This is a genomic window from Halorubrum halodurans, assembly GCF_002252985.1.
In the GTDB taxonomy this organism is placed as follows: Archaea; Halobacteriota; Halobacteria; order Halobacteriales; family Haloferacaceae; genus Halorubrum; species Halorubrum halodurans.
Map to the genome: position 1 here is coordinate 48495 of NZ_NHPJ01000114.1, position 25083 is coordinate 73577.

The window sequence follows — 25083 nt, forward strand, 5'->3', positions numbered from 1 at the left end:
TAATGGATGCCACCGCTGCGAAAATTGTTTTAGCGGTCCAGCGTGGCGATTCTATCAATCGTATCGCGAGCAAGATCGACGTCTCGTACTCGTGGGTATACGACTGGATTGAGCGATTAGATGACGCAAAAATTATCGCTAATACCGATAATGGAATCCAGATCGTCGATCATGAGATGCGCCAGCAGTACGCCGAGATGATGGCTGCGTTGTACAGCCGGGATACCATCTCTCAGGAAGATGCGTACGTCATTCCACACTTCGCCGGAATGGAGTTCGCGTACACAGAAATTGACGCGGCATACGTCTGGACACACGGCGGCTTCCAGATCGCGCGGAGCCACGACGACTATCCGGTGTTCATCGAAGTACACGATCGTGACGTCGAACGATGGATTGCGTTCTTCCAGCAGTTTGGCGTCGATACAACGATCAACGAGCGCCCGGACGCCAGCGACGTCGATGGGAACGTCCACTACGTGTTGTTCCCCAAGACCGGCGATATCGACGCCGAGTGGGTCGACGGCAACCCCGTCATCCGGTTGGACGATACCGTCAGCCAGATGATGGAGAATCGGCCAGCGTATGAGCCCGCCTTGGAGATCATCGCCGACGAGTACGACAGGGACATCGATGCGTCACATCACAGTGCCATGAGTGCGAACGAACAGAGATGATGGAATGAGTCTTCCCGAGCGACAATCCGAACTTATCAACACCCACCGCGCGGTACAGGATGCCGATCTGCCGTACGTTCTCGTTGGCGGTTGGGCAGTGTCCGCATTCCAAACACGGTTCACGACCGATATCGACACCGTAATTCCAGATACTGCACTCGACGACTACGATACGCTTCTTCGTGACCTCGGATACGAGAAACAGTTCGAGCAGGATGTCTCGAACGAGTACGACGGCCGAATGATCCAGTACACGAAGCATGTCGGAGAAAACAAAATCAAGTTCGAGGCACTCGTAGATGCGATGGGGTGTCGACAGACGGACGCAGAGTGGTCATATCGCTATCTTCACGAACACAGTACGATTGAATCACTTGACGTCGCCGAAGACCTCGACGGGCGAATCCCGGAACCGGCCCTTCTGTTCGCGATGAAACTCCACAGCGGGCGAAAGGCTGATACCCGTGACCTCGTCGTGATTAGCTTGCGTGCGGATTTTGACCGCATCGAGCGACACGTCCATCGGGGCGACCCAGAGAAGCTCGATAGACAGATCGAGATGGTCTTGGATCAACTCGAAGAGGATGGGTTCGAAGACTCGTTCAAGGGAGTCTTCCAACAAGAGGAACTGCCAGTAGATGCGGTTAACGATCTCGTTTCCTTTCTGTCCAAGCAGCGAGATCAACTGTGAGAGATTAACCAACAGACTACACGGAACACCATTTTGTTGGTTAAGTATTTGCCGCCGGGTGAATTCGGTCGCTGGAAACGTTCTCGGAAACAGTCAATCGCCCACAGAGATACGACGACTGAGGGCAGGCTACCATCTGTCTCGGCCCTTCCCTGAAACACGGAAGCGCCACGCCGCGGCTTATCGGGAATATAGACAATTAGTCGAGTATGGAAGAACACTCAACGTCGAATCGGTTGGCAGTGGACCAGCCAACTCGGGGCGCAGACCGCAATCGGCCCCTTGCTGACCAGGCCGATCCGGGTACGGACGAGATGTTGTTGCCATCACTCAACGACGGCATCACGCTGCTCGACGTCGAGGGAGGCCGCGGCGTCCCGATCCTCCAGTCGCTCGTGCTCGACCATCTCCTCCTACACGACGGGCCCGCCTTCTGGGTTGATGCGAACGGCCACGCGACAACGACAACGTTGGCTCAGATCACACCGAGCCAGCGGTTGCTCGACCGGATCCACGTCGCACGCGGATTTACCGCGTACCAGCACTACGGCGCTGTCGACGATCTCCCGACGACAGTAAACCAGAGCATCCAGAAATCGACCGCTGTCACCGACACATCCGGTCGACAGTCAACGGTACAAAACGAAAACTCGTCTCCACACACCCCGTCGCTCATCGTCGCACCGGCTGTCGACGCCCAGTATCGCAGCGATGACACACTCAGGGAACAGCACGCGGAAACACTCCAAGCGAGAACCCTTGCCCGACTAGCGACGTACGCCGACGGCTACGACATCCCGGTACTCGTGACTCGGAGTACAATCGATGAGTTCACAGCACCGGTCGCGACGGCCGCTAATCATCATCTTGAGTGTGAGCAAACCCGGATGGGGCCGCGACTCGTCGGTGACGAGTTCGAGACACTCGTCTATCCCGTTGATGACGGTGCGTACTACCAGACCACGTTCGCCTACTGGCGACAGCTGCTCGCTACGCGGGCGACACAGGTCGGGCTCGAACCGGCGACACCCCCGTCGTCGACGTCGAGTCCGCCAGGTGTCGGAACAGGCGTGACCACTGACGGCGAGACGACGTCGCTCACCGCAAGTCCGCTCCTCGATGCGTGGACAGCATCTGGGGGGCGCTAACAATGGGACGCACGAACCTGACATATCGGGATGCACTGCGGGCTATCGAAGAGCGCTGGGCGGAGTTCCGTCGGGCACTCCGTCGTCACGACCAACCACGCTTCGACCGGCTGTTCGAGTACGCCCGCGAGCACGCCGACGCGAGCGGGCTGTTGAACCACCAGAACCCGCTGGTGCCGGCGCTGTTCAGTATCGATCTCGAACAGGAGGCCACATTGGAAGACCACGAGGAACGCCTCAAAGCGCTCGAACACCGGCTCGACGAACAGCGCACCGATACACAAGTATCCGATGAAGAAACCAGCGAGGAACCCCAGTGAGTACACTCGCGACGATCGCATTCGACATCGAGACAACGGGGTTTTCGACAACGGACCAGCTGACCGTCGTCGGCTTCGACGCCGAGGTCGGCTCGCGAGTGTTCCTCAATACAGCCGGGAGTGCGTGTGCTTCAGATATCGAAGAACGCGTGAACGACCATCTCACTACGCCAGTGACGCTCTCTGTTCATGACGATGAGGGCGCGCTGTTGGACGCCGTCAAGACGTTCGTCGATACCACGATCGCACAGCGAGATGTCAAACTCGTAGCGTATAATGGGGAAACCTGGAAGGGCGGATTCGATCTGCCATTTCTTCGAACGCGGTTAAGTCATCATGAACGCGAGTGGCCGTTCACCGAGCTGCCGTACATCGACGTGATGGAGGTCTTCTCCTCACGATTCAACACGAGCGAGAACAGCCTCACTGGAGTGTATGACGAGCTCGTGGCTTCCGGCCACGGTACTGTCGATCCATTTGAAGAAAGTAGCGAAGCGGTCAACGCGTGGGAGACTGGTGATTTCGAAGCGGTCGTACTCCACAACGTCGCCGATATACGGCGCACTCGAGCGCTGATGGACGTTGCGGAGCGGTACTGTTCGAAATCAGATTTTTCGATGAAGTCACTTGAACCGGTGATGAGTGGCTGGTAACTTGAAATACTCTAGATTTGATATTTTATCTTCAATCGCTCAGTACAGGGAAATTACATACTACAGCCAGTCTACTCCTTTCCCAATTCTGTTAGGAACGCCTTGCGAGATACAGAGCGTACAGTCAGCGCAGCGGCTTCGTTTCTTTCAGCTACTTTCAGCTGAATCAGCTTCTCAGTGTGGCTGCGAATTCAGCTATAGGCCATACTAACAGGACCTAGCAGCTGGCCATCATCCAAGTGTACTATCCTCTGCTTCACTACAACAAGCCCCGTCTGAAACTGCTGTAATTGTAACGAACCCCGTGTCAATACACTACTGACCAGAGTGCGAAATATGTACCCTGTACTGAGCGATCACTATCTCCCGAAAATTAACCTCGGTTCGCACTACATACACACCATGTAGTCTCTAAACAGCGAGGAAGATTTGACCTCCTCCACGCCCTGAAAGACGTGGAATCCGTCCACCGGATTCGGGCTGTCGATGCCTTTTGGTTCCAACCCGCACTCAAGGGGAACCCGCAAACATACGGGCGAAACTCTCGTTTTCTCCCCTTTATAGGGCTGTGGCGCGGTCAACAACGCCCCATCGGAATCCGTGTCATTGCCGGGTGAACCACCGCAGTTCACCGCCCCTTGTGGTTCGGGTCGGCATCTCACCGATTCCGTACTACTTACTATAACGTACATCACCGTAATAAAATTACGGAGAAAACAAATCCGAGTGTCGCTTGACCTCCGCCTAAAGACAGAGGTATGCGCTTGTATCTCTATCATGGCGGATTTTCTGCGTCATTGAGTCCCTCGAATGTTCCATTGGTGTAGGCGTATCGCCACCGCTGGAGAATCGCTCGTGTCACGAGGCTTGTCTCGGACACAGATATACAGGACGGGTCAACGGGGCGGCTTGGCGCATCGGGAGGTGAATGGAAGTGTCGGCGCGGCGCGTCGGGTTTCGGATGGCAGTCGAACCGAAAATTTCGGTCTCGGGCATCTGTGTAGTGTGCGGCGTAGTTTCCGGTGAGACTCCACCGGACGTCTATCCGGGCGGTTGCCGCCGCTCCGACGCCGTCAGATAGTTCAACCGAAAGTGTTTGTGGATTCAGCGGGTCGTCCAATGACGCGGTCTGGACCAGCGGCTCGAGGTCCGCAAACAGGTCTCGTATTTCCCGTAATGCCCCAGCGTCGATAGGACCAAATACCTCAGACTGCTCGTCTGGCTGAATATGGTGAGCGGGGTCTCCGTCGTCAGTCATACGACGATGGATGTATCGCCATTACCATCGTCATCTGTGTCCGTCCCGGTAAGGTGACCAGTTTGACTCACTTCACCGATCGCGAGTGTTGCCTGTGCGAGCGCGAGGTTGCGTCGCGTCGTTTGCCATTCTGTGAGGAGCGCCCCGTGGTCACCGTCGGCGTCGCGGATATCCAGTTCTCGGGCGAATTCCTCGGGCGAGTCGACACCGTATTCCTCGCGCCACGCCTGTATTTGCGCCTTCATATCAGCGATACCGGACGCGATCTCTTCGGGCGTCCGTTCCGCGAGGATCGACTGGGCGTGTTCGGTGACGATAGCGGTTTCCGACCGTCGGTAGTGCGTCGTCTGACCATCCTGTGACGTCGTTACCTCACCAGCGCTCTCGAGCGTTCGCAGGTGCTTTCGCGCCGTGGTCGGTGAGACGCGGGCACGCTCGGCGATCTGTGCTGCAGACAGCGGATCGTACACACGAGAGATGACTTCGTACACTCGTTCAAAGGGCGTCGTCTCCTCGATCCATTCCTCTTCGACGACATCGTTCACGTCACGGTGTTCAGTGCCGCCATCCGGGCTCATTCGGTGGGGCGGGGACGGCTCCTCGGACATTATGTGCCAACCAACGGGAGAGCGGTATAATAATCTGTGGGGTAGTATATTGATCACCAAATCCAAGAGATGAAGGACTATCCACAGCAGTCTCGCTCTTGTGTAGAGCTGCGGAAAACGATCGATCGCCGATGAGAGTTATGTGTTTGAGGAGCTGTTTGACGGCCGGTCTCGACAGAATTCACTTTGCCGAGAAAGCACACTAACAGCCGCTCTACTGCGTCTTTCCGCGTTTCTACATAAGAGCGAGCAGTCTTAACCAACAAACATCTGTGAAACGGCCGATCTGTTGGTTAACGCGCTACCGGATGTTCAGCTAACAAACTCGGAAACTATTCTGGAAGTAGGGTTAACAGAGCGAATCCGCGAGAGTCCGCTGTTCTTGTCGATACAATCTCCATTTCCCGAAATCCGGAACAGACACGCCCGCGATTATGCGAGATTTCGGTGTATAGAATGGTAGGTGGGTGACTTACGAAATGCCGTTCACAATTGATTTCCTTGACGATGGTCGCGTCCTCGAGTGGGAGGCGACCAACGACGGCGCGACCGCGACCGAACGCGACGACTACACGCCCCGGTTTTACGTCGCAGCACGTGACCCTGACACCGACATCGATCCCACACAACTTCGTACACAATATGAACGACATCCGGATGTCGTCGCAACCGAGATCGTATCCCTCCGGCCCGGCTTTCGACGGGACGAGGAGGCCGTTCTCGCGGTCGACGTTGCCCACATCGACCGCGTCACCCCACTCGCCCGGCAAGCGCGCCAGCTGTCGGCCTATCCAGTCGGGGATCTTGCCTGCTTCAACGTCGATTTCTCACGGGAGTTTCGCTACTGTCTGGAGACGAATCGCGATCCAACGCCGACGGCGGAACTGTCGACGCTCCGGCTCGGTATTCCTGTAACCGAGACAGGCCAAGACACGTACAGCGAGCTCACAATTTCCGGCGAGACTGTAACCGGGTCAGCAGGAGACATCCTCACCACCGTTCAAGCGGCGATCGAGACACACGACCCAGACATCCTCGTCTGCTCGACGAGCGAGATCGTCCCGACGCTGTACGAGATGGCGACGGCTGCCGGCGTCGACGACTTCTCGCTGAGTCGGTGGCCGGACGTCGACTACCAGCAGCTCGCGAGCCGGTCGACGTACTCGAGCTACGGCCGCGTCGGCCACTCGCCGGCGCGGTACAACGTGCCCGGCCGCGCGATCATCGTCGAGTCAAACACGTTCTTCTACGGGGAGACAAACCTCGACGGCGTCCTCGACCTTGTGTCGCGCTCAAACAAGCCCGTCCAGGAGCTCGCGTGGGCGTCGATCGGGAACGTCCTCACTGCGATCCAGATCTGCGAGGCCCACGACCGCGGTGTCCTCGTCCCGTGGAACTCCTGGCGACACGAGTTCTACAAGCCGATGGGGACGCTCCACGACGCCGACCGTGGCGGCTTCATCTTCGCGCCCGAGGTCGGCCTCCACGAGAACGTCCACGAACTCGACTTCTCCTCATTGTATCCGAATATCATCTGTACGCGAAACGTCTCACCGGACGTCATTCGGTGTGACTGCCACAGCGACCGCGACGACGTCCCCGGCCTCGGGTACTCAATTTGTGACGACCAAGGCTACCTCGTCGACGTCCTCCAGCCGATCATCGACGCTCGCGACGAGATCAAGGCGGCCATCCGTCGCGAGAAGGCTCGGGATGACCCCGACGAGGATCGCCTAGCGGAACTTGAGGGGCGGTCGGGCGCGCTAAAGTGGATCCTGGTCGCCTGCTTTGGCTACCAGGGGTTCAGCAACGCGAAGTTCGGCCGCATTGAGTGCCACGAAGCAATCAACGCGTTCGCTCGTGAGATCCTACTAACGGCGAAACAGCAGCTGGAGGACGGCGGCTGGCGTGTCGTCCACGGCATCGTCGACTCTATCTGGGTGACCCCGGATCCCGACGTCGACGACGAGGGTCGCGAGGACCTCGAGACGCTCGCGACGGCAATCACGGAAGAGGTCGAAATCCGGCTCGAACACGAAGCCCACTACGACTGGGTGGCGTTCGTGCCGCAGCGCGAGAGCGACGCCGGGGCGTTGACGAAGTACTTCGGGAAGGTCGCCGGCGACGACGAGTTCAAGATCAGGGGCATCGAAGCCCGGCAGCGCTCGACCCCGCCGTTCATCGAGGCCGTCCAGCGGGACTGTCTCGACCGGCTCGATGCCACACGGTCACCGGACGCCGTACTCGACTGTCTCCAAGACGCAATCAAGCGGCTCCACGCTGGAACGGTACCGGTCGAGCAGCTCGTCGAACGGAATCGGGTCTCCAAGCCGCTGGAAGGCTACTCACAGAATACCCAAAACGTGGCCGCGTTGAAACGGGCTCGCGAGCAGGACCTCGCTATTCACCCCGGTCAGGACATCGAGTACGTGGTCGTCGACGACGAGAAAAGCTCGCGAGAGCGAGTCGCGTTAGCCCACGAGGAGATAGCGTCGTACGATGCGTCGTACTACGAGACGGAACTCGTCAGAGCTGTCGAGAGTGTGCTGGCACCGCTTGGCTGGGATCGGACGGAGATTCAACAAGAGCTTGCAGGGACACGTGAGCCAGAGCTAACCGATTTCTAGTGACCGATCAGCGAATAGTTTCTAACAGAGAACCACGGTCACACTCCCTCCCCCCGTCATCGATGTGTAAAACCATGAGAGGAGGGAGGGGGGTGACGAGCGGAGAACGGCGAAAACCGGCGATGAGACCACAAACACGAAGCAGGACGCCTCAGCGGTCGAATCTATATTCTCGTAAGCAATGCATATTGTCTGACGAAGTTTTATATATAGTGCGTTATAACCGGACCCGTACTGGAATTAAATGTGAAGGTTAGGAGAAGTGAAACTTCGACTAACCGAACACGGATGGCTCCACCACGCCTCTCGTCTTCATACACGATCTCTCTTGTTTTCAACCGTCTCGTGGTGTCAAACCCGACTTTCATGATTTGCTCCACGTTAGTTCCCCCTTCCACCCCCTTCTGTTTACACATCGATGATGGGGGGTGGGGGTCAAGAGACTTCGTGGCTTGATCTCATTTCCAGTCCGTTAGGAGGATCCGGTGTGGAAGCGGCTGGTTCATGTTCTCTGACTCACCGATCACAGTTCAGGACTCTCTCGAATTCTGTCCCGCTCCTATCTCGACTTTACACATCGAACACGGGGGGTGTGTTCTCCATCGGATGCTCGACCGGACCTCACTCCTCGTGAAATTCTTTCAGTTGAGCATTCACGACTGAACTCAGGAGTTCTCCCTGCTGGGCTATTCCTTCCAGGCGTGTATCATCGACGATCCGGGTCATCATCGCTTCAGGATCGCCCGTGAATGTGAACTCCATATACATCCCGCCACCTCGTCCGCGGCTTTTCCGGGATGTTGAAATCAACCCGTACGTCGAGAGTTCTTTGACATATTTGACGTACGTCTCACGAGTCATCTGATCTGCATCGAGCTCGTTCGTCACCCACTGATAGACTTTGAATCCAACCGGGCTTGGGACGGAGCTTCCCGTCCGGCTCGAGTGATACGCAACGGCTGCAGTTGCGTACAGTGAAATCTTCTTTTGTGTCGTAAGCCCCTCAACGAGCTTCAGCGACCGGTCTTTGTCAATCTCCTCCTGAGATTCTCGGACGTGGTCCTCCGTGACCACTTCATCTCCCCGTTCGTCTGCGAGGTCACCAGCCCCGCGGAACAGGTCGATCGCCTTCCGTGCGTCACCGTGACTTTGTGCAGCGAACGCCGCCACGAGTGGAATCACGTCGTCCTCGAGAGCATGTTGACGGAACGCATCGCGTCGATTTTCGAGAATTTCGCGCAGCTGGTTTGCGTCGTAGTCAGGGAAATAGATGTCACGTGGATTGAATGAACTCTCGGCACGCCCGTCGATATCTTCCATGAATTTTGGATCGTTCGTCAGCGCTGCGACGGACACGCGACCTTCGATTTCGTTCGTGTTGCTCGCACGCGATAGCTGATAGAGAAGCTTCGAGTATGCGGGTTCGTCGTTTTCGCGTCGACCGACCAAGAGATCGATTTCGTCGAGAATGAAGATAACCGAATCGTAGTACTCGTTGATGAGTTCGTACAGACGTCGGTACTTACGCTTCGTCGATACGCCGGTCTCTGGAACTCCGACTTCAGTACCAACGTCCTGGGCGACAGTTTGGACGAGTTCGTAGACGGCCTGATCGAGCGTATTGATTGGTTGGCAGTTGATATCGACAACGCCGAAACGTTCGCCTTTGGATTGACAGAGCTCGATGATCTGTTGCGTGACGGCCCCGATGATGAGTGACTTACCTGTCCCTGCGGGACCGTACAGCAGCATATTCGGTGGTCGATTTCCTTGGAGAGTCGGCTTCAGAAATGAGACGACGGACTCGAGCTGGTCGTCACGGCCGACGATTCGCTCCTCATCGATAATCGTGTCAGGCTCAACGAGGTCCCGGTTGACAAACACCGATGCCTCCCCTTCATCATCGAGCATATCACGGATCGACCGCTGAGCGGTCTCTTCGGTCGATCCCTGATTTTGGCTTGCGTCTCCGGCAGCATCCTCACGGGCGGATTCTAACTGCTGTCCATCCGATGTAGAACTAGTTTCTTCATCAAGGGTGGATTGGTCCGCCCCTTCTTGATCACTACCGGCCATATGCCTGCTGTACGCCGGAGCATTAAAAAGATTAACCTCCGTCGATGTTTATTCGTCCGCTGTATCGAATATTTCGCCTGAATTCGGCGTTTTCCCGGCTCGTTAGTTACAACCGACACCGAAGTACATCCGGTGGGAGACCCCCCGTCATCGATGTGTAACGCAAAATCGGCGGCCCTCATGTGAATTTGCGCATCTGTGATTGGACTTAGTTGTTCCACCCCCATCATCGAAGTGCAAGCCGCACGTCTGACACCCCCCGTCATCGAAGTGTAAACGCAGGGTCGACCATCCCCCCGTCATCGAAGTGAAAATCGGTTCAGTCTCCGACTCTCTTGATGTTCACCGTTCGGATTTCATTTTGCACACAGGGTGTTCCCGCTCGACTTGTTACTCAATTCATCTCTTACACGGAGTCCAGTACGTCTGTGTCATCCCACCGATTGTAGGCTATATTCAATATACAAAACCAGCCTAATAACTCTCTACCGTCGGAATACGGCACATTTACACTTTGCACACGGGGTGTGTGATGAGAACCTATCAGTGGATACACTCGTGATCAGGGGTGTGGTCTGTCTCAAATAGAAAAACCATGCTTCAACTGTGGAACCCTGTTCGACTGTTCGTGCCTGAAAACGGCTCTATCGACTATTAACGGCTTAATCTAATCTCAAATTCTTTCTCGTTCCTACTGTTTTCACTCTGGACGAGGGGTGTGTAGTCACCACTTTTCCAAGTGCACCAAAATCAAATAGCACACGGGGTGTGAGAAATCGATAATCGGATGTATTGACCCCCTCATTCGTCCGGATTGACTGGCCGTTTATATTTGGACGTGACCTTGTCCCCCTCTCTCCACTGCCAGTAGTAGTAGCGGTTGTCGTTAATCTCCTTGATCGTGATCGTGGCCTTCGCCGGGACGTCGTCCGGCAGATCGTCGGGACGTTCTTCGATTTCGCTTTCATCTGAGTCCTCTTCGAGACGGGCCTCGCGAGCTTTGTGCTCAGCTAGCTCTTCAGCGTAGCGGGCAACGTGCTGGAGCTGCTCAGAAGAGGACTCGTTGAGCGTATTGACGAGGTCTGTCGGGAGTTCCGCCGGCGGCGTCGGTGGCTCGTAGGACATCAGCGGTCGCCTCGTGTTAACCAACAAAGACCGTATCGGCATAGATTTGTTGGTTAATAAGATATCGCCCCGTCACGGGCTGAAGAGTATGAATAGCAAACTATTCACAAATAGCAACCCGGGAACGCTGTCGATGTCAAACCAACAGCGATCAATTAAACCTCACCGTGGAGGAGGTCGATAATTCAATTGCTGCTGAGAAAACTCACGAGCATTCTCTTTCTGACTCACGGTAGGAAACGTCGAGATCGAGATCGTCGTACATACGATTGAGCATAGCAAGTGCCGACTGAAACGTCGCATAATGCTCCCGCATGAACGCTAACGTCTCGCGCCGAGAGATGACTGGATATCCTTCGACGTGGTCGGGGTCGAGCACGGAACGCTCGTCGAGGACGACTTGGAGAGGGCCTTCAAACGAGTCCTCCGGTCGACGCTCAAATCCTGTCGGGATTCCAAATCGTTCGAAAAAACGCTGCCAAGCGTCGATGTCCTTCTCAAGGACGGCAAGAAAGAGCGGGTAGTCTCCGGGCTCGCGACCAACCTGATAGCCGCCCTGGGTCCACACGTAGACGGCGTCCACCTGTGTAAAGGCGAAGGGCCAGTCACCGAACTGTGGGAGTACGTACGCCTCTTCGATGGACGGTGGATTCACGGCGGCACTCGTGGCCAGCAGGTCTCGTGCCGCCTTACGGACGCGATCGTCGGTCACGAACAGTCCATCACCATATCGAAGATACCCTGCATCCTCTAGTTGATTGACTGCTTGTCGAACCGTTTCGTAGGGGGTGTGGAGATGTTGGGCTACCGTTCGGATCGAATCTCCAGGATTGACCGCGAGCAACACTCTAACAGCCGTCCCATCAAACGGTTCGTACATCTAATAATTACCAATATTCTGGGAACAGTCAAATAGATTACTACACTTTCGGCTATGCCGTTCTGAACGGCCTATCTTTGAACAGCGAGAGGATCCCACCGTTCACGGCGGGCGTGAATCGCGTCACTTGACTACGCAACCCACAGACTCAACCAGTCCGAATACCAGACGGAATCTATTAGTTCCAAGAAAACGTACAAAGAATTGTGCGAACTGAAATCGATATGGAACGAGGGAGCGATCTCCACGAACGGGTGAAAGACTACGCCCGCGACAATGGCATCCGACATCCTCGTGCCTACGCTGAACTAATCGAGAAAGGATTAGACGCCAGTGACGACGATAACTAAGACGCTTCAAGCAACGTTCGCGCCACCGACTGCGCACAAGCAGTCGAAACTCAACGACCTGCTCGACACGTACCGTGACGGTCTGCAAGAGGCGTTCGACGCCGGGGCGAGTACCATGTCGGCGGTGAGTGACATCGTGACGCCCTACGACCTGCCATATCAGGCCAAAGCCGCTCTCTGCAACTACGTCCCGAAACTCCGCAAGACATACGACGCCAAGGAGGTGGACGACGACCACCCGATACGGCTCACGAACCAAGCCGCGAAGTTTGACCACTCCGACGAACGCGACTACGAGTTCACGTGGTGGGTTCCGCGTCTCGGTCGGGGAACGAACTTCTGGATACCGCTCCGTATCAACCCCGAACAGGAAGACCTCTGGCACGACCTCGTATCTGAGGATGCGAAGGCGGGAGAGATACGGCTTCAACAGCATCGGAAGAACTGGGTACTGCACGTCACCGTCGAGTACCCGGTCGAAGAACCAGCGACGGACGGTGACGCCACACACATCGGCTTAGACATCGGAGAAACCGCCCTCATCACGGGCTGTGCCCTCAAGGGCGGTTCTCCGACTGACCCGTTCGTGAGTAGCGGAAGCAGAGCGAAGCATCTCCGCAAAGAGATGCACACGACCCTGAAACGACTCCAAGAGCGTGACGCATCCGTGTGGCGGATTGACGACCGATTCAGCCACTACCAGAACGCGCTCACCGACATCGTGGAGAAGACGTCTCGGCAAGCCGTTGAGTACGCCACACAGTTCGAGAACCCCGTGTTGGTGATGGAGGACTTGACGTACATCCGTGAGCGTCTCGACTACGGGAAATACATAAATCGTCGCCTTCACTCGTGGGCGTTCGCCCGACTCCAAGGGCGCATCGAGGACAAGGCGACGGAAGAAGGCGTCCCGGTCGAGTACGTGAATCCGGCGTACACCTCGCAGACGTGCCACTCGTGCCACCGAATCGGTCAGCGGGACTCCCAAGCCGAGTTTCGGTGTCCGAACGACGACTGCCACGTTTCAACGTTTCAGGCCGACATCAACGCTTCCGCGAATATCGCACGACGGGTTGACCCGTGGGGAGAGAGCGTCCCGCTTGACAAGGCGGGACGCGATGACTCGCCTCGGGATGGGCGCGGTTGTGACACCGCCACGACTCACCGTGAGAAGAGCGTACCAGCGCAGATGACGCTCACAGCCTACGAAGAGTCGGAACCCTCTGCCAGCGTTCACGAGACGCAGTCTCGTGAACCAACCAGAACCGGAGGTTCTGGTGACGACGACTGACTGGTATTCCCCATGCGTGGGAAGCCTCGCCGTTTACCGCGAGGAGGATGTCACGCAATCCGTCTGACTGACTCAAGTCCCGAGACACCAGCCAGTCTGTCTCTGACTTCCTCCTCGCCAATCGCCGTAGCCCACCGGACCGTAATTTCGACGGTAATGAGTGTTGCCGACAGCTGTGGCTCGATACTATCCAGTTCGTCAATCGTGACGTCATCGATAGTTTCGGGCCGCGAGAGACGCTTCTCAGCGTCAGTGACGAGGTCCCCATCCGTGCCGCAGGGGATTCGAATCGTCACGACTGCAATTGTCGTCGATTCTGGGTCGGTGGTATTGGATACTGCCATACTATCATCTCCGTTGAGACGCGTCTCACGGGCCAGATGTTCGACAACTGTACTCCGAGTGCGCGAGGGACGATTCGAACGCCCGTCTCAGTCGTGGCACGACCGCGTGTTTCCGAACTCCACCACTCGCGCATCCTCAAAGAAAAGATACAGACAGGGCTAGGTCGGCTCGAACGCCTCGATCTCATCGATGATCTGCTTCGGATCCTCGGCGTGTTCGATGAACGAGAGGACGTTCTCCGACCATCCCGAGATGTTGTAGACGTTCTCGTAGCCTTCTGGCGTCACCAGGTCGCCGTAGGCCGCGAGGTCGACGAGATACAGCGTGGTGTCAGCAGACACCTCGTCCCGATACGCATCGAACGCGTCTTTGACCGTCTGGGAATCGCGGGCCGTGAACGGCGTGTTGTCCCAGATCTGCATATCGGTGAAGACGACGATGCGTTCGACGGGCTCACCTCGCTCGCGGAGGTAATCGATTGCCTTCCAGCCGTTCGTCGAGTTCCCGATGTCTTTGTCGATCGCCAACACCGCCGCTTGGCGCTGCAGGACTGGCGTGTCGACGTGCATCGGAACGGTCTGGAAGTCGTCGCCGAACCCGCCGATGTCAGCACCCTGGTCGGCCAGGATCGCACCGAACAACGCACCGATCTCCTTCAGTCGGAGCGTGCTGTTCGCGGACAGCGGCTGATCCATCGACCCCGACAGGTCGACCGCGACAAAGGTATCGCCGAATCCGCCAGGCACCGTCTCGACCGCGACATCAATTGCGTCTTCGAGCCACTGCTCGACCGTCGGTGCCTGGACAGCCGCGTCTTGCAGCGCGGTGTAGGCCTGGTAGTACCGGAACGGGTACAGCGGCGCGTGCCGGACTGCCTCCAGGTCGAGGTGATCCACGACGGTGTCCTCCGGCACGCCGGCTTCGAGCATGTTCCGGAGGTTCCGGATCGACGCGAAGATGGGCAGCGTGTACTCGTCGTCCTCGATGAGCAGTTCCCAGGCGGCTTGGGTGTTGCCGCGCTCGGAGATAACCGTCTCCCACGTGTTCGGCGCCGGCAACGGGTCGACGTCGGGATAATCGTCGAGGCCACCACGCATGAACCGCTCGAAGAGCGCTTCCTGCTCAGCGTCGACGGGCGTGGGGTGGACGCGGTTGAAGACGTCGTGCAGCGTCACCTCGCGCCGCGACAGCTCGTACTTGCCCAGCGTGTAGGCGTCGGCCATCTCCACCAGCGCATCCTCGATCCCGCGTCGAAGCGGCCACGGGGCAGTCCCGCCGAACAGCTGGTCGTGGACAGCGAGGGCGGTCGCCGTCTCGTCCATCCGCTGGATGATCGCTGGTGCCCATTCGCGGATGAGCGACTCAGGGGAGTCGTCCTTGAACCGGTCGTCGTTGGCTGCCAGCACGAGCAGGACCTGGGGGATGTCCCGCAGGTAGAGTTCCTGACGCGCGTACGCAGCGAGCTTCAGGACGAACTCCGGGTCCTCGTTTGCGGCGGCATCGAACTGGCGAACGACAGCAGCGAGCTGTTCGTCATCGGTCTCGTAGAACGAGCCCTCCAGCAGCTGGTTGATCGTGCGCTTGTACAGTGCGAGTCGGGGGTCGGCAGGCTCGAACGCTTCCCCACCTTCGTAGTTGGTGGTCCGCGTTGCCTCCGCGACCGTTTGCTTTGGCGTGTTGAATTCCATACTCTCACCCGGAGCCGCAACAGGCGACTCCGATCGCGGCTGCCCACACGCTCTGTGAGCAACGAGTCTCGGGAGCAAAACGTCCCGAACCAGCCTCGCATCGCTCGGCTGGACGTTCCCGGCACGATTCGAACGTGCGACACCCGGCTTCGAAGGCCGGTGCTCTGTCCTAACTGAGCTACGGGAACACGAGTGGCCGGACAATTTCTGGAGCGAACGACGGGATTCGAACCCGTAATGTGCCATCGACGTAGCGCTCCAGATCGACGGCCACTGGCGACACGGCGACCGGAAAACTGTCAGAGCGGAACCGGTGTCGAGCGTCCTCTCGTACGCTTTTTGTCCGGGATGTTCTCGATGGACTGTGCCACCGACAGGATTTGAACCTGCGAGTACCTGGCGAAGCAACGCTCCGACTCGACGGTCGCCACGTGCGGTCGGGCAACCGGTGGTGCGACGGGCTATGACTCCCGTTGGTGTGCTTTGCGGGCGAAGAAACGCACCACCTGGACGACCACACGCTTGGGGAAAGCCGACCGTGACAGCGTCACGGATCCGTGGCTGCCCGCTATGTCAGCCACGGAAAAACGCTGTCAGGGCCAGCCTCCCCAAGTGCTCCCGAGGGGAATCGAACCCCTGGCCTCCACCTTGAAAGGGTGGCGTCTCTCGCCAACGGAGACTCCGGGAGCGCAGTAGGGACGAAATCAAGCGCTGAGGTGCGGCGGACACCCACGGATTATCGCAGGCGTTCGAAACCCTCGAGTTGCCCGTGCGTGAACGTCACTTGATACGTGACGAGTGTATCGAGATTCTCGAAGGAGTGTTTGAGCTTGAAACGGCCGTGGTAGTCGTCTCGTTCGATCCAGCCGTCGTGGACTCGGTTCCGACAGCCGGCCATGTAGAGGAGATCTTCCTCGTCGACGTCGTCACGGCTCGCGTATGGCCGGTCTTCCGGCGGGACCGCTTCGGTGTGCCACTCCTCTTCGAGGAGCCGACCGTCCGCCGTAATCCGAAATGTGGTCATAGTCGGTCGATCGATGCCTTTCGTTTGCCAGTCGACGTCCTCGGCAGGAGCAAGCCCGTCGGGGTACTCCGGTAGATGGACGCCGTCGTAGAGTTCAACTGTATCGAATAGTCCCATTGTTGTCCTCCATTGCGGGACCAGGAGTCGAACCTGGACCTCGGGGATATGAGCCCCGTGGACTGCCATTACCCTATCCCGCAGCACCACAATTCGGAACCCACTCATGGGCATCTCTCAGTTCTCCACAGCTGTCCGTCCCTCAGTCTCGTCGGCTGGAAGTGAGAGGTCTCGGACTGTTGGAGAATGCTCCAGCCCGGATTCGAACCGGGGGCTCGGCCGTGAGAGGGCCGTGAGTTTGGCCGCTACTCCACTGGAGCGGGTTGGCCTCGTCTGGAACGGATCGTCCGCCAGTGGATGGATGGCGGTCACCTCGTTCCGTGGAAGTATGCGCCGTCCTCGGTGACGCAGATTTTCACGCTTCCAATCGTGTCGATGGACGTTGTTTCACCGAGCGGGACGTGACGGAACGCTTCCTCCTCGCAGGTAGGGCAGACATTCGTTGTCATGACGCCGCGACCCGGATTCGAACCGGGAGACCGATAGCAGACGGCCACGGCATAGCAGGCCGCTGGGTTCCCCAATACCCAGTCACGGCACAGTGAGCCGACGAGGATTCGAACCTCGGTCCTGTGCGCCCAAGGCACAGATCGTCGTCCGCTGGACCATCGGCTCACGGGACTGCCGAGCGTTCGGCAGCTGATTATCTATCTGTACGATTTTCCAACTGCGCAACCGCGACCGAGTAGTCGTGGTTGCGCGTCTCATTGCGGGGGCGTATTTCGGGTGTTCCCGGGAATACCACACCGGCTCATGTAGGTTGCAGACCCTGCTGGGCCCAGCATCGTCGGAACGATCCAGCTGACCGCACCAACGGGCTGCCTACCTCGATGGGTATCCCCACGTGGCCACGCCACGCATCCACGCCGACGCCGGGATTTGAACCCGGATCACGGCCGTGACAGGACCGTATGCTCGCCGGATTACACCACGTCGGCATGTCGCCCCGGCCGGAATCGAACCGGCGACCTCCGGATTCAAAGTCCGGCGTCCCTCGCCAGCGGAGACTCCGGGGCTCGACGTAGCCGCAGCTCTCGCTGCGGGGCTGTTGGCTAACGACTTCCGTACGCTCAGCGCGGACGAAGTCCGCTCGCTCCTGTATCGAACGAACGGAAACCAATCAGCCGCGAGCCTGGCACCCCGCACTCGCATCAGGCTGTGTCCTGAGCGAGTACTGGGCACAGGCAGGCGGCAATCCCGTGTTCCCCGACCCGTGACGGGTAGTCCGTATGGGGGCCGAGTTATGCGGGTGAGAGTGTCCGGACGTCGCCGGATTGCGTCGAACTCTCGTATTCGAAGTCGACGTGGATCCGGCGGTTTGCGCCCGGGTTCTTCGCACGCTGATCTTGTAGGCACTCGCCGAACACGGGACCCGCGGCTAAGTGAGAACGAGCACGCCGCGGGGTGAGGCGAGTGATGATCATCGTGTTGAACTCTCTCGGTTTGAGGGGTGTATCGGACGTCAACCTGGAATGTCGTGGCAATTGTATTAAAATTAGTTAGGGTGTGTTACCCACAGACACGCCAGTCACACTCCAAGATGCGGTTGCACACGACGTTTAATGTCCTAGCATTGGCTGTCGTCGATAGCCGGACGCTGGCCGGTGTTCTCGGTTGGACCCACAGAAACTATTTACACCAACCTGCTCTCTGTGGCGATAGATGAGTGGCCGATCGCCGGTCCGGTGCTAGCCGGGAGCCCAGTCACACGGCGTGACTGACGGTTCTCGGTTAGATACCAATGACCGAGAATACCGACTCAAACGAATCCCAGAAGCCAGGGAGTGCAAACAGCGGGTGTTCCAACCACACCGAACAGCGATCATCCACTGGATGCCAGGGTAGTGGTGCTTCCCCGCCGTGCGATGCGTGTGACACCACCCAGTACGACAAACTCCACGAAGTCTCTCTTGGTGAGCGGGCGCATGATGTGTGTGGAGATTGCCTCCAGCTCCTCGTTGACGACGTCGAGGAGTACCACTGGTGGGACCGCCTGACTGAAGCGCACTACAATCGCGCTGCGGAGTTTCTCCGCTCCCTCGATGCAGTCTGGTGTGTCAAAGATCAGGCCTACGCTGGCGGGGAACTGTGGGTCCACACGCCCTATTGTGACGCTGCCGTCGTCAGAGATGTGTGTGACCACTTTGGGTTCCAGATTCGCTGGTTTAGCGTTGTATTCCCCGTTGACGATGGCTTCGAATGCGTCTCAGAGCACGGCCCCTGTGTCGAAATCAACCTCACATTCACGACCCACCGTTCGGATCCACTCCCGCTTGAATACGACATTCAGAATGACGTCACTTACCACGAGATCGAGTGGCTTGATGAGTATCGGCGCCTGTTCACGTCGCCTCCCGAGTAGTTCGGACTCGCAGATCGAATTGCCTCTCCAAAATACGGTTGCACAACCGTCCCACTATTTGACGACTCGATCTGAGCGCCAAGAATCTGTATTCCACTCTCACCGATATGGTTATGAATACATCAGAGAGATTGGAATTTGTGAGAGGGGGCGGAGCTACGGGTTATCGACTGTTTGCGGGATCGGTCCTGCACGGTTGACGAGTTAGCCGATGCAATGATAAACGCAAATCGTGCGAGACTTTATCCGTCGGCAGAGCCAAGATTTGCCTGACCAATGAGTCTGGACGACGCGGTTGAGGAGGCTCTCGCAACATACGGGATGTCGCGGAGCGAAGAGGCCGAAGAAACCGGCCGCACGGTCGCGACGCTCCAAGACTAGCGCACGCCGCTTACTCGAGAGTCCGAATTTTCTCTGCGAACTCCGCTTTGGATAGCCCAGGGGTTTCCATTAGTTCGGGGTTATCGGTGCGCTCAACCGCCTCTTCGACGAATTCGATCCAGAGCTCCTCATGCGCTGATGCGTAGACTGTTTTCGCTTCTGCGGGATACATATCCAGCTCGTATGCCGTCAGGTCGATCTGGACCTCGTGTTTCCGCTCAAGCGTTGTCGCTCCGAAGTCAGAGAGATGCTTGAGGAGCACATTCTTCCGACGAACCGTCAAGAGACGCTTTGACTCGTTAATATACTCGTTTACCCACTCCCGCCAGTCGTATGTCTCTGAGTCGATTTCCACGGAGGTCTCTGGCATCGAGAAATCGGGAGCAATCCGACGGAGGTAGAACTGAATCAGGGCAACAGCAGTCCGATGGTTCGCATTCGGAAGCGCGTGTTTGAGAATGAGATTTGAGGCGAGACGGCCTGCAACATCAGTCGCGTTGCCCTCCCACGACACCCGGTTGAGCGCGTCTGGGAGTGCATCGATGTCGATGTTCTTGTACGCTTCAACGGGAACTCCTTCTTCTTCCTCGTTCTGGGCTATGAGTGCTTGATAGATCTCGAGGAGCCGAGCAACGATGGTACCGTTATCAGCACCCATCTCTGAGAGTGCCTCGCCAAGATCGAATTCGAGATCCCCGACGTCCCCACCACCGACGCGAGACGTATAGATACCGAAGAACTCGCTGTCAAGATCGTACTTGCGAACCTTCACCGCCACGTCATCGTCGTACTCGACAATCCTGGCAACGATCTCTGATGGAGCCTCGTGGACAAAATCAAGAGAGAACTGATTGTCGCCCGGATGGTGATAATAGACGTGACCCATCTACCTGATTCGCTGTGCTTGGGGGAGCATCTTAATTCACGCTACCTTTCGGACCGATCTGGCATCGGGGTTCCATCGAATCGAGTCTCTCCCAGTCGACGTTGATTCGGAGATGATACTCACTGTCGTAGCTTCCCTGTTCGGATCGCATTGGGTCGAGGAGCGGACACTCGCTCGTGAATGACTTGAGGTGCGTCTCACGCGCCGAGAGGTCAATGCCGAGCTGGTCGGCGATAGACGATCCGCTTGGTCGCAGCGCCGTTGTCGGGTCGCTGGAGGCACTCAAGACCGTCGCCCACGAATAGTCTCGATCCTCCGCGACGACTATCGCCTGTACGAGTTCTCGGATACCACCACAGAGTTCGAGATGGTCGGTACAGTCAACCGTCGTCTTTTCCACATCTGCGACGTTCACCGCGGTGTCCTCGATGAGCCTCGACTCGTAGCCGATGAATTTGATCTTGAGCGGAGCGGCTACGTCCGTGAAGTCGGTCAGTCAGGCTAACCTCCAGGAATAACGGCAGACTATCGCTCCCTATTCTCTGACAACCACTCCTAATCTGGACGGGGCGCGTTCTCGTACTTGACTATCTTCTCGGGCTTATCGGCGATGGTGTCGTAGATCTGCTGAAGTGTCTCCTCCGCGGCGAGCAGATTGTGCGTCTCCAAGAACTCGCGGCCGTCTTCGGTGAGGCCGTAGAACTTCCAGGGATACCCCTGCCGGCGCTGGTCGTCGTCCAAAGCGACCTCCGTGACGATGCCGGCGTCGATCAGCTTCTGGATGTGCTTGTAGACGGTCGCATCGCTCACACTGGGATTGAGCTCCTCGAGTTCGTACATCGATGGGAGCTGTTGGGGGTGAGCGAGAATATCGCTGATAAGCGAAAACCGTGTCTGCTGTGTAATGAAGTGGATGACTTCCCGTGGTGTCGTGTCGTCACCGACACCCGAACCAGCCTCCATAACGATGTATTCGACCGGGCGTAGTAAAGTAGTTTACCCGAGAGTAAACTACCGAGCCGACTCACTATGATGAGTGTACCGCCAAGCGAGTAGGACAGGATAATTCACTGGTCCTCACGCTCTTCCCACTCCGGACGTGGTGTCGGGGACGGGAGTTCGTCAACCTTAGTTCGAAGTTCGTCCTCTGTCGTCCACGGGAAGCACCGTTCGTGAAGTTCGAATTTGCGGAACTTGTTGAGATGGACCCAACTGTACGTTGCCGGCTCTTCGTCCTCATCCGCCCGGTCGTCGATCACATCCCACACCTCTTGTTCGTCGATGTCGAGACCGCTTTCTTGGGCGCGATCAACGAGCGACTCGACTTTTGCTTGGACGTCATCCTCCGACAAATCGTCTGCGAACGCAATCTCGAGGGCGGCCTGAACGACGTGCTGTGTCGAGTCAAGGTTCTCGTCAGTCACCCACGCGTAATCCCGTGGGAACACGTACGACTTGTCGAAATACGGCGGGTCATCGATCTCGCCTAATTCAGGCGCCTCCCCACCACTCTCCTTCTCGAAGACCCCAACGATGTAGTCGCTGTACGTCGCGAGCAACGAAAACATGATATCGAACGTATTGAGGCGGTCAGTCGGAAGTTCGAGGAGATCACCCATGATGAACGGATAGGCACCGAGCTGCTTCGTGAGTTCGTTCTGGACGGCGCGAAGCCGGCGGATATAGGGATCGCGATAGCTCCCCAAGATGAAATACGATGTCCGCTGACTCCAGAGATACGGCAATTCACGCTGAGTGAACCGCCAGATTTCCCGTTTCTCTGCAGGCTCAAGTTCGATGCCCCCGACGGCCTCGTGAACGACAGTCATAATCTCCCCAGCGTCCGGCGGCGGGCTTGGGTCGGTCATTAACTGCCGATTCAAACCACACCACCTTATCCCTTCTGAATCACTTTGGTTTTTTCTGGATTAACCAACTTGGGCGACCCTAACTGTTATAGCGCCCTACCTCGTACCAGCACGTATGAGCGAAACCGACACTGGCGCGGCCGATGCAGGGCCGTTCGCGGAACAGCAGCGGCTGTTCAAGCTGCTGTCCCAGGATACGCGCCATCTCATCATTCAGGAGTTGCTGGGCCACCCCACCCATCTGATGTCGCTCGCCGAACTCGAGTATATGACTGGGAAGAGCCAAGCGGCCATCAAAGACCAGCTGGAGACGTTGATCGACGCCGGGCTCCTGGCACGCTACACGTACGAACCAAGCGAGGGGAAACGTGATCTCCCTGCCCAGTTCTACGGGTTCACAGAGCGGGGCGTCGAGGTCCTCCACGACTACAAGTATCTCCGTGGGCTTCCGGTCGCACGTGCCCTCTACGAAAACACGCGCAAGACCGAGAAAATCGAGCGCCACGAATCGGCCCCTCGCCCGGAGCTTCCNNACGAGCCCGATCTCGACGCCGCCGATGGTGGCACAAACTCGTAGTTCGTCGTCGAACAGCACCGTTCTCGACGCTGCAGAGAAGGTACGCGGACTTCGTACCTTGTTGACATCCTCCAACCCCTTCAGAGGTTGGATTCCTCCGGTGGGGATGTTGGCTACGCCGCACCCACGGAGGCAAGTTTCCCCTCGCGGGTACTCCGGTTTGTGCGCTCCTCGTTGGGACGTGCCCTCTCGGGAGAGTATGGTATCTCCGACCAGTTGTGGTCGTCCCACTTGAGGCGCACGGGCCGTGCCATCGACCCGACTGCGTGTTCGCCAGCCTGTCGTTCCAGGAACGTCTGCGAAGCATCGAGATCGGCGTGTCCCTCGTAGCCACACGGACACCGGAATACGTCGCCGTCTCGCTCTGTATCGTCGCGTTCACCACACACCGGACATTCCGCCGTCGTGTACGCTTCTGAGCGGACTTCGACTGTGATGCCGTACTCCTCAGCAGTTGTCGCAAGCCGGTCGATGAACGACCGGTACGCCCAGAACTGGTGCGTCTTCTCGTTCACCTCTGCCGACCAATGTTCCGACAGCACGTCAGTGAGGTCGCCAACGTACACCGTGGCAACACCCTCGCCGTAAAGTCGTTCGATCAGGTCGCGGACGAGCGCATCCTGTGCGTGGTCGCGTCGGCGTGTCCGCGTGCGGTACAGCCGTCGAATCCGTCGGCTACCGTACCGACCCTCACGGAGTTTGGACTGTAAGCGGGCGATCTCCTCGGTGGTTTCGCGGAAGCGGGCGAACAGGTCGCGTCCCTCGTAGAGGTACTGCTGGCCGGTCGTGGTTGTACAGGCGACGAGGTTGTTCGCGCCGACATCCAAGGCAGCCGATTCCTCGGCTAGTGGTGAATCCCGTCGAGAATCAGGTACGGTGACGGGTTGAATGGCCCTGTACGTGTCTTCGACCTCGTCGTAGTACAGTTCCAACCGACCCTGCTCGCCGTCCCATTTTGGGTCGCCAGTGACTTCGAGGCGCAGACGGTCGTGGTAGCCAAGCCCGTACTCCTCTTTCAGGCCTTGGCCGACAGGGACTTCGAGCCGGCTCCGCTCGCCGGTTTCGAGGGTGTACTGGTCGTTGCGGATGTACGTTCGCAACTCCCGCCCCTCGTCCTCGTTACCCCAGTAGCCGGGCGGAGCGGTGTCCTCGTCGTCCTCTCGGGAAGCGAAGAACGACCGCCACGCTTCGCTGTTCTTGCGGATGACTTGTTGGGCAGTAGCGGAGCCGAGGACACCGACGTACTGTTTGCGGTAGTCGGCAGTATCCCATACGGAGTCGCCGTCGAAGAAGTTCTGGCGCCGTTCGTAGTTCAGTTCGTTCCAGAGGCTGGCGGAGGCGTCCAACAGCTCGCGGAGCAGCTCCTCATCCTGCTCGGAGAGCGGTCGCACCGCGAACGTATTGGTTCGCCTCACGACAACAGACATTTGTTCCTGAATGTCTAAATGTCTTTTGGACACAAACGATGCGACCGAACATCGACATCTCGTACACGCTGAACGGGCGCGTGAAAGACTACGCCGAACAGCAAGACGTGACCCTCGAAGAAGCCTATCAGGAGATTATCGAAGCCGGTCTAGAGGCGGTAGAACATCCAGACGAGTCGTAGCGCGTGGACTGATGGGCTATGTTGTCGCTTACACCCTCCCCTGAAGGACTGTCTCTTACTCATAAGTCTGGGAGTCTCTAGAGAAGCCTCTCGTCCGCTCTCGACAGCGATCTGTGACTGGACGAGACACACGCGGGAGACGAAATGCGATCGACTCCTAATCACGGTGGTGTTCAAATTGCCCCGAGTTCACAACAGGAATCTGTTCTAAACCTGGTAAAGCCGCCGAATACGGGCCATCAATCGTTTCTTGTTACTGGGACAGTCTCTGCTAGCAATCGATTTGTGGGTATGAGACAGCCCTGAAGGAGTGGGCTTCCGCTTGCTACGTGTCAGAACTCCGTGGGCTCCAGCATGGCTGGCTCGACGTTGATCCGGAGGCGATACGTACTGTCGGTCGACCCGGTGTCGGGCCGCGTCGGGTCCAGTGGGGAATAGCCACTCGTGAACGACGCGACGAGTTCCTCACGCGCCGGGAGATTAATGCCGAGTTGGTCGGCGAGATAGACGATCCGCTTGGTC

The 25083-nt window shown here is 57.6% G+C and carries 23 protein-coding genes, 9 tRNA genes and 1 pseudogene; 10 read left to right on the forward strand and 23 right to left on the reverse strand.

Going from position 1 to position 25083, the window contains the following annotated elements; translation table 11 throughout:
* The first annotated feature begins 2 nt into the window (after window positions 1–2).
* The 5 genes from DJ70_RS13250 to DJ70_RS13270 all read left to right on the forward strand — a co-directional run bounded on the left by DJ70_RS13250 (window position 3) and on the right by DJ70_RS13270 (window position 3489).
* Window positions 3–677, forward strand: coding sequence for a helix-turn-helix domain-containing protein (locus tag DJ70_RS13250; protein ID WP_094533802.1), 675 nt, complete (start codon window positions 3–5; stop codon window positions 675–677).
* Window positions 678–681: 4 nt separating this feature from the next.
* Window positions 682–1368, forward strand: a complete 687-nt coding sequence (locus DJ70_RS13255; protein ID WP_094533760.1) for a hypothetical protein — start codon at window positions 682–684, stop codon at window positions 1366–1368.
* 209 nt (window positions 1369–1577) lie between these two features.
* Window positions 1578–2516 carry a hypothetical protein gene (locus tag DJ70_RS13260; RefSeq protein ID WP_094533762.1) on the forward strand — a complete coding sequence of 313 codons (939 nt, stop codon included), beginning with the start codon at window positions 1578–1580 and terminating at the stop codon, window positions 2514–2516.
* A 2-nt stretch (window positions 2517–2518) separates the two neighbouring features.
* The gene (locus DJ70_RS13265) at window positions 2519–2836 is read left to right on the forward strand and encodes a hypothetical protein (RefSeq protein ID WP_094533764.1); all 318 of its coding nucleotides are present in this window, start codon (window positions 2519–2521) and stop codon (window positions 2834–2836) included.
* Entirely contained in the window at window positions 2833–3489 is a 657-nt protein-coding gene (locus tag DJ70_RS13270; protein WP_094533766.1) for a ribonuclease H-like domain-containing protein, read from the forward strand. The genes DJ70_RS13265 and DJ70_RS13270 overlap by 4 nt, the downstream gene beginning before the upstream one ends.
* 1254 nt (window positions 3490–4743) lie before the next feature.
* Here DJ70_RS13270 and DJ70_RS13280 read toward each other — a convergent pair.
* A complete protein-coding gene (locus DJ70_RS13280; RefSeq protein ID WP_094533806.1) occupies window positions 4744–5292 on the reverse strand; it encodes a winged helix-turn-helix domain-containing protein in 549 nt (182 codons plus the stop codon).
* A 542-nt stretch (window positions 5293–5834) separates the two neighbouring features.
* On the opposite strand from DJ70_RS13280, the gene DJ70_RS13285 reads away from it, so the two are divergent.
* On the forward strand, window positions 5835–7982 hold the full coding sequence (locus tag DJ70_RS13285; protein WP_094533768.1) for a type B DNA-directed DNA polymerase: 2148 nt from the start codon (window positions 5835–5837) through the stop codon (window positions 7980–7982).
* Window positions 7983–8603: 621 nt separating this feature from the next.
* Here the strand turns inward: DJ70_RS13285 and DJ70_RS13290 are convergent.
* The 3 genes from DJ70_RS13290 to DJ70_RS13300 form a co-directional block, all read right to left on the reverse strand.
* Window positions 8604–10058, reverse strand: coding sequence for an orc1/cdc6 family replication initiation protein (locus tag DJ70_RS13290; protein ID WP_094533770.1), 1455 nt, complete (start codon window positions 10056–10058; stop codon window positions 8604–8606).
* 801 nt (window positions 10059–10859) lie between these two features.
* Window positions 10860–11183, reverse strand: coding sequence for a hypothetical protein (locus DJ70_RS13295; protein WP_094533772.1), 324 nt, complete (start codon window positions 11181–11183; stop codon window positions 10860–10862).
* A gap of 205 nt (window positions 11184–11388) precedes the next feature.
* Complete coding sequence (locus tag DJ70_RS13300; RefSeq protein ID WP_094533774.1) at window positions 11389–12063, reverse strand: MarR family transcriptional regulator; 675 nt, start codon at window positions 12061–12063, stop codon at window positions 11389–11391.
* Window positions 12064–12396: 333 nt separating this feature from the next.
* On the opposite strand from DJ70_RS13300, the gene DJ70_RS13305 reads away from it, so the two are divergent.
* On the forward strand, window positions 12397–13704 hold the full coding sequence (locus DJ70_RS13305; protein ID WP_094533776.1) for an RNA-guided endonuclease TnpB family protein: 1308 nt from the start codon (window positions 12397–12399) through the stop codon (window positions 13702–13704).
* A 50-nt stretch (window positions 13705–13754) separates the two neighbouring features.
* On the opposite strand, the gene DJ70_RS17045 is transcribed toward DJ70_RS13305, so the two are convergent.
* From DJ70_RS17045 to DJ70_RS13355, 13 genes are all read right to left on the reverse strand, one after another.
* Window positions 13755–14048, reverse strand: a complete 294-nt coding sequence (locus DJ70_RS17045) for a hypothetical protein (RefSeq protein WP_143421038.1) — start codon at window positions 14046–14048, stop codon at window positions 13755–13757.
* A 59-nt stretch (window positions 14049–14107) separates the two neighbouring features.
* Window positions 14108–14180: transfer RNA gene (locus DJ70_RS13310), tRNA-Gly, on the reverse strand.
* 27 nt (window positions 14181–14207) lie between these two features.
* Window positions 14208–15737, reverse strand: a complete 1530-nt coding sequence (locus tag DJ70_RS13315) for a TROVE domain-containing protein (RefSeq protein WP_094533778.1) — start codon at window positions 15735–15737, stop codon at window positions 14208–14210.
* A gap of 113 nt (window positions 15738–15850) precedes the next feature.
* Window positions 15851–15925 (reverse strand) — tRNA-Arg (locus tag DJ70_RS13320).
* A gap of 425 nt (window positions 15926–16350) precedes the next feature.
* A tRNA-Glu gene (locus DJ70_RS13325) sits at window positions 16351–16426 on the reverse strand.
* A gap of 47 nt (window positions 16427–16473) precedes the next feature.
* On the reverse strand, window positions 16474–16878 hold the full coding sequence (locus DJ70_RS13330) for a hypothetical protein (RefSeq protein ID WP_094533780.1): 405 nt from the start codon (window positions 16876–16878) through the stop codon (window positions 16474–16476).
* A gap of 12 nt (window positions 16879–16890) precedes the next feature.
* Window positions 16891–16961 (reverse strand) — tRNA-Met (locus DJ70_RS13335).
* Window positions 16962–17065: 104 nt separating this feature from the next.
* A tRNA-Glu gene (locus DJ70_RS13340) sits at window positions 17066–17138 on the reverse strand.
* A 48-nt stretch (window positions 17139–17186) separates the two neighbouring features.
* On the reverse strand, window positions 17187–17327 hold the full coding sequence (locus tag DJ70_RS17510; RefSeq protein ID WP_176765364.1) for a hypothetical protein: 141 nt from the start codon (window positions 17325–17327) through the stop codon (window positions 17187–17189).
* 2 nt (window positions 17328–17329) lie between these two features.
* A tRNA-Ser gene (locus tag DJ70_RS17515) sits at window positions 17330–17416 on the reverse strand.
* Window positions 17417–17420: 4 nt separating this feature from the next.
* A tRNA-Pro gene (locus DJ70_RS13345) sits at window positions 17421–17493 on the reverse strand.
* 249 nt (window positions 17494–17742) lie between these two features.
* Window positions 17743–17816 (reverse strand) — tRNA-Asp (locus DJ70_RS13350).
* Between the two features lie 3 nt (window positions 17817–17819).
* A tRNA-Gln gene (locus DJ70_RS13355) sits at window positions 17820–17895 on the reverse strand.
* Between the two features lie 724 nt (window positions 17896–18619).
* Here DJ70_RS13355 and DJ70_RS13360 point away from each other — a divergent pair.
* Entirely contained in the window at window positions 18620–19240 is a 621-nt protein-coding gene (locus DJ70_RS13360; protein WP_143421039.1) for a hypothetical protein, read from the forward strand.
* Window positions 19241–19631: 391 nt separating this feature from the next.
* Here DJ70_RS13360 and DJ70_RS13365 read toward each other — a convergent pair whose 3' ends face one another.
* The 4 genes from DJ70_RS13365 to DJ70_RS13380 form a co-directional block, all read right to left on the reverse strand.
* Window positions 19632–20507: a hypothetical protein gene (locus DJ70_RS13365; protein WP_094533784.1), complete on the reverse strand. Its 876-nt coding sequence runs from the start codon at window positions 20505–20507 to the stop codon at window positions 19632–19634.
* A gap of 31 nt (window positions 20508–20538) precedes the next feature.
* Window positions 20539–20922, reverse strand: a complete 384-nt coding sequence (locus tag DJ70_RS13370; RefSeq protein ID WP_218827812.1) for a hypothetical protein — start codon at window positions 20920–20922, stop codon at window positions 20539–20541.
* A gap of 140 nt (window positions 20923–21062) precedes the next feature.
* Window positions 21063–21470 carry a MarR family transcriptional regulator gene (locus tag DJ70_RS13375; protein WP_094533786.1) on the reverse strand — a complete coding sequence of 136 codons (408 nt, stop codon included), beginning with the start codon at window positions 21468–21470 and terminating at the stop codon, window positions 21063–21065.
* 104 nt (window positions 21471–21574) lie between these two features.
* Window positions 21575–22375, reverse strand: coding sequence for a hypothetical protein (locus DJ70_RS13380; protein WP_094533788.1), 801 nt, complete (start codon window positions 22373–22375; stop codon window positions 21575–21577).
* Between the two features lie 115 nt (window positions 22376–22490).
* Here DJ70_RS13380 and DJ70_RS17850 point away from each other — a divergent pair, with 115 nt between their 5' ends.
* Window positions 22491–22952: a hypothetical protein gene (locus DJ70_RS17850; RefSeq protein WP_094533790.1), complete on the forward strand. Its 462-nt coding sequence runs from the start codon at window positions 22491–22493 to the stop codon at window positions 22950–22952.
* 113 nt (window positions 22953–23065) lie between these two features.
* On the opposite strand, the gene DJ70_RS13390 is transcribed toward DJ70_RS17850, so the two are convergent.
* Window positions 23066–24379, reverse strand: coding sequence for an RNA-guided endonuclease InsQ/TnpB family protein (locus DJ70_RS13390; RefSeq protein ID WP_179234062.1), 1314 nt, complete (start codon window positions 24377–24379; stop codon window positions 23066–23068).
* Window positions 24380–24417: 38 nt separating this feature from the next.
* Between DJ70_RS13390 and DJ70_RS17520 the strand changes: the two genes are divergently transcribed.
* Window positions 24418–24561 carry a hypothetical protein gene (locus tag DJ70_RS17520; protein WP_179234063.1) on the forward strand — a complete coding sequence of 48 codons (144 nt, stop codon included), beginning with the start codon at window positions 24418–24420 and terminating at the stop codon, window positions 24559–24561.
* 332 nt (window positions 24562–24893) lie between these two features.
* On the opposite strand, the pseudogene DJ70_RS13395 reads toward DJ70_RS17520, so the two are convergent.
* Window positions 24894–25083 (reverse strand): annotated as a pseudogene (locus DJ70_RS13395) (type IV toxin-antitoxin system AbiEi family antitoxin domain-containing protein); the annotation flags it as partial.

Coding starts and splice junctions, on each gene's coding strand:
- DJ70_RS13250 (WP_094533802.1), top strand. CDS start 3: ATGGATGCCACCGCTGCGAAAATTGTTTTAGCGGTCCAGCGTGGCGAT.
- DJ70_RS13255 (WP_094533760.1), top strand. CDS start 682: ATGAGTCTTCCCGAGCGACAATCCGAACTTATCAACACCCACCGCGCG.
- DJ70_RS13260 (WP_094533762.1), top strand. CDS start 1,578: ATGGAAGAACACTCAACGTCGAATCGGTTGGCAGTGGACCAGCCAACT.
- DJ70_RS13265 (WP_094533764.1), top strand. CDS start 2,519: ATGGGACGCACGAACCTGACATATCGGGATGCACTGCGGGCTATCGAA.
- DJ70_RS13285 (WP_094533768.1), top strand. CDS start 5,835: ATGCCGTTCACAATTGATTTCCTTGACGATGGTCGCGTCCTCGAGTGG.
- DJ70_RS13290 (WP_094533770.1), bottom strand. CDS start 10,058: ATGGCCGGTAGTGATCAAGAAGGGGCGGACCAATCCACCCTTGATGAA.
- DJ70_RS13295 (WP_094533772.1), bottom strand. CDS start 11,183: ATGTCCTACGAGCCACCGACGCCGCCGGCGGAACTCCCGACAGACCTC.
- DJ70_RS13300 (WP_094533774.1), bottom strand. CDS start 12,063: ATGTACGAACCGTTTGATGGGACGGCTGTTAGAGTGTTGCTCGCGGTC.
- DJ70_RS17045 (WP_143421038.1), bottom strand. CDS start 14,048: ATGGCAGTATCCAATACCACCGACCCAGAATCGACGACAATTGCAGTC.
- DJ70_RS13315 (WP_094533778.1), bottom strand. CDS start 15,737: ATGGAATTCAACACGCCAAAGCAAACGGTCGCGGAGGCAACGCGGACC.
- DJ70_RS13330 (WP_094533780.1), bottom strand. CDS start 16,878: ATGGGACTATTCGATACAGTTGAACTCTACGACGGCGTCCATCTACCG.
- DJ70_RS17510 (WP_176765364.1), bottom strand. CDS start 17,327: ATGACAACGAATGTCTGCCCTACCTGCGAGGAGGAAGCGTTCCGTCAC.
- DJ70_RS13360 (WP_143421039.1), top strand. CDS start 18,620: ATGACCGAGAATACCGACTCAAACGAATCCCAGAAGCCAGGGAGTGCA.
- DJ70_RS13365 (WP_094533784.1), bottom strand. CDS start 20,507: ATGGGTCACGTCTATTATCACCATCCGGGCGACAATCAGTTCTCTCTT.
- DJ70_RS13375 (WP_094533786.1), bottom strand. CDS start 21,470: ATGGAGGCTGGTTCGGGTGTCGGTGACGACACGACACCACGGGAAGTC.
- DJ70_RS13380 (WP_094533788.1), bottom strand. CDS start 22,375: ATGACCGACCCAAGCCCGCCGCCGGACGCTGGGGAGATTATGACTGTC.
- DJ70_RS13390 (WP_179234062.1), bottom strand. CDS start 24,379: ATGTCTGTTGTCGTGAGGCGAACCAATACGTTCGCGGTGCGACCGCTC.
- DJ70_RS17520 (WP_179234063.1), top strand. CDS start 24,418: ATGCGACCGAACATCGACATCTCGTACACGCTGAACGGGCGCGTGAAA.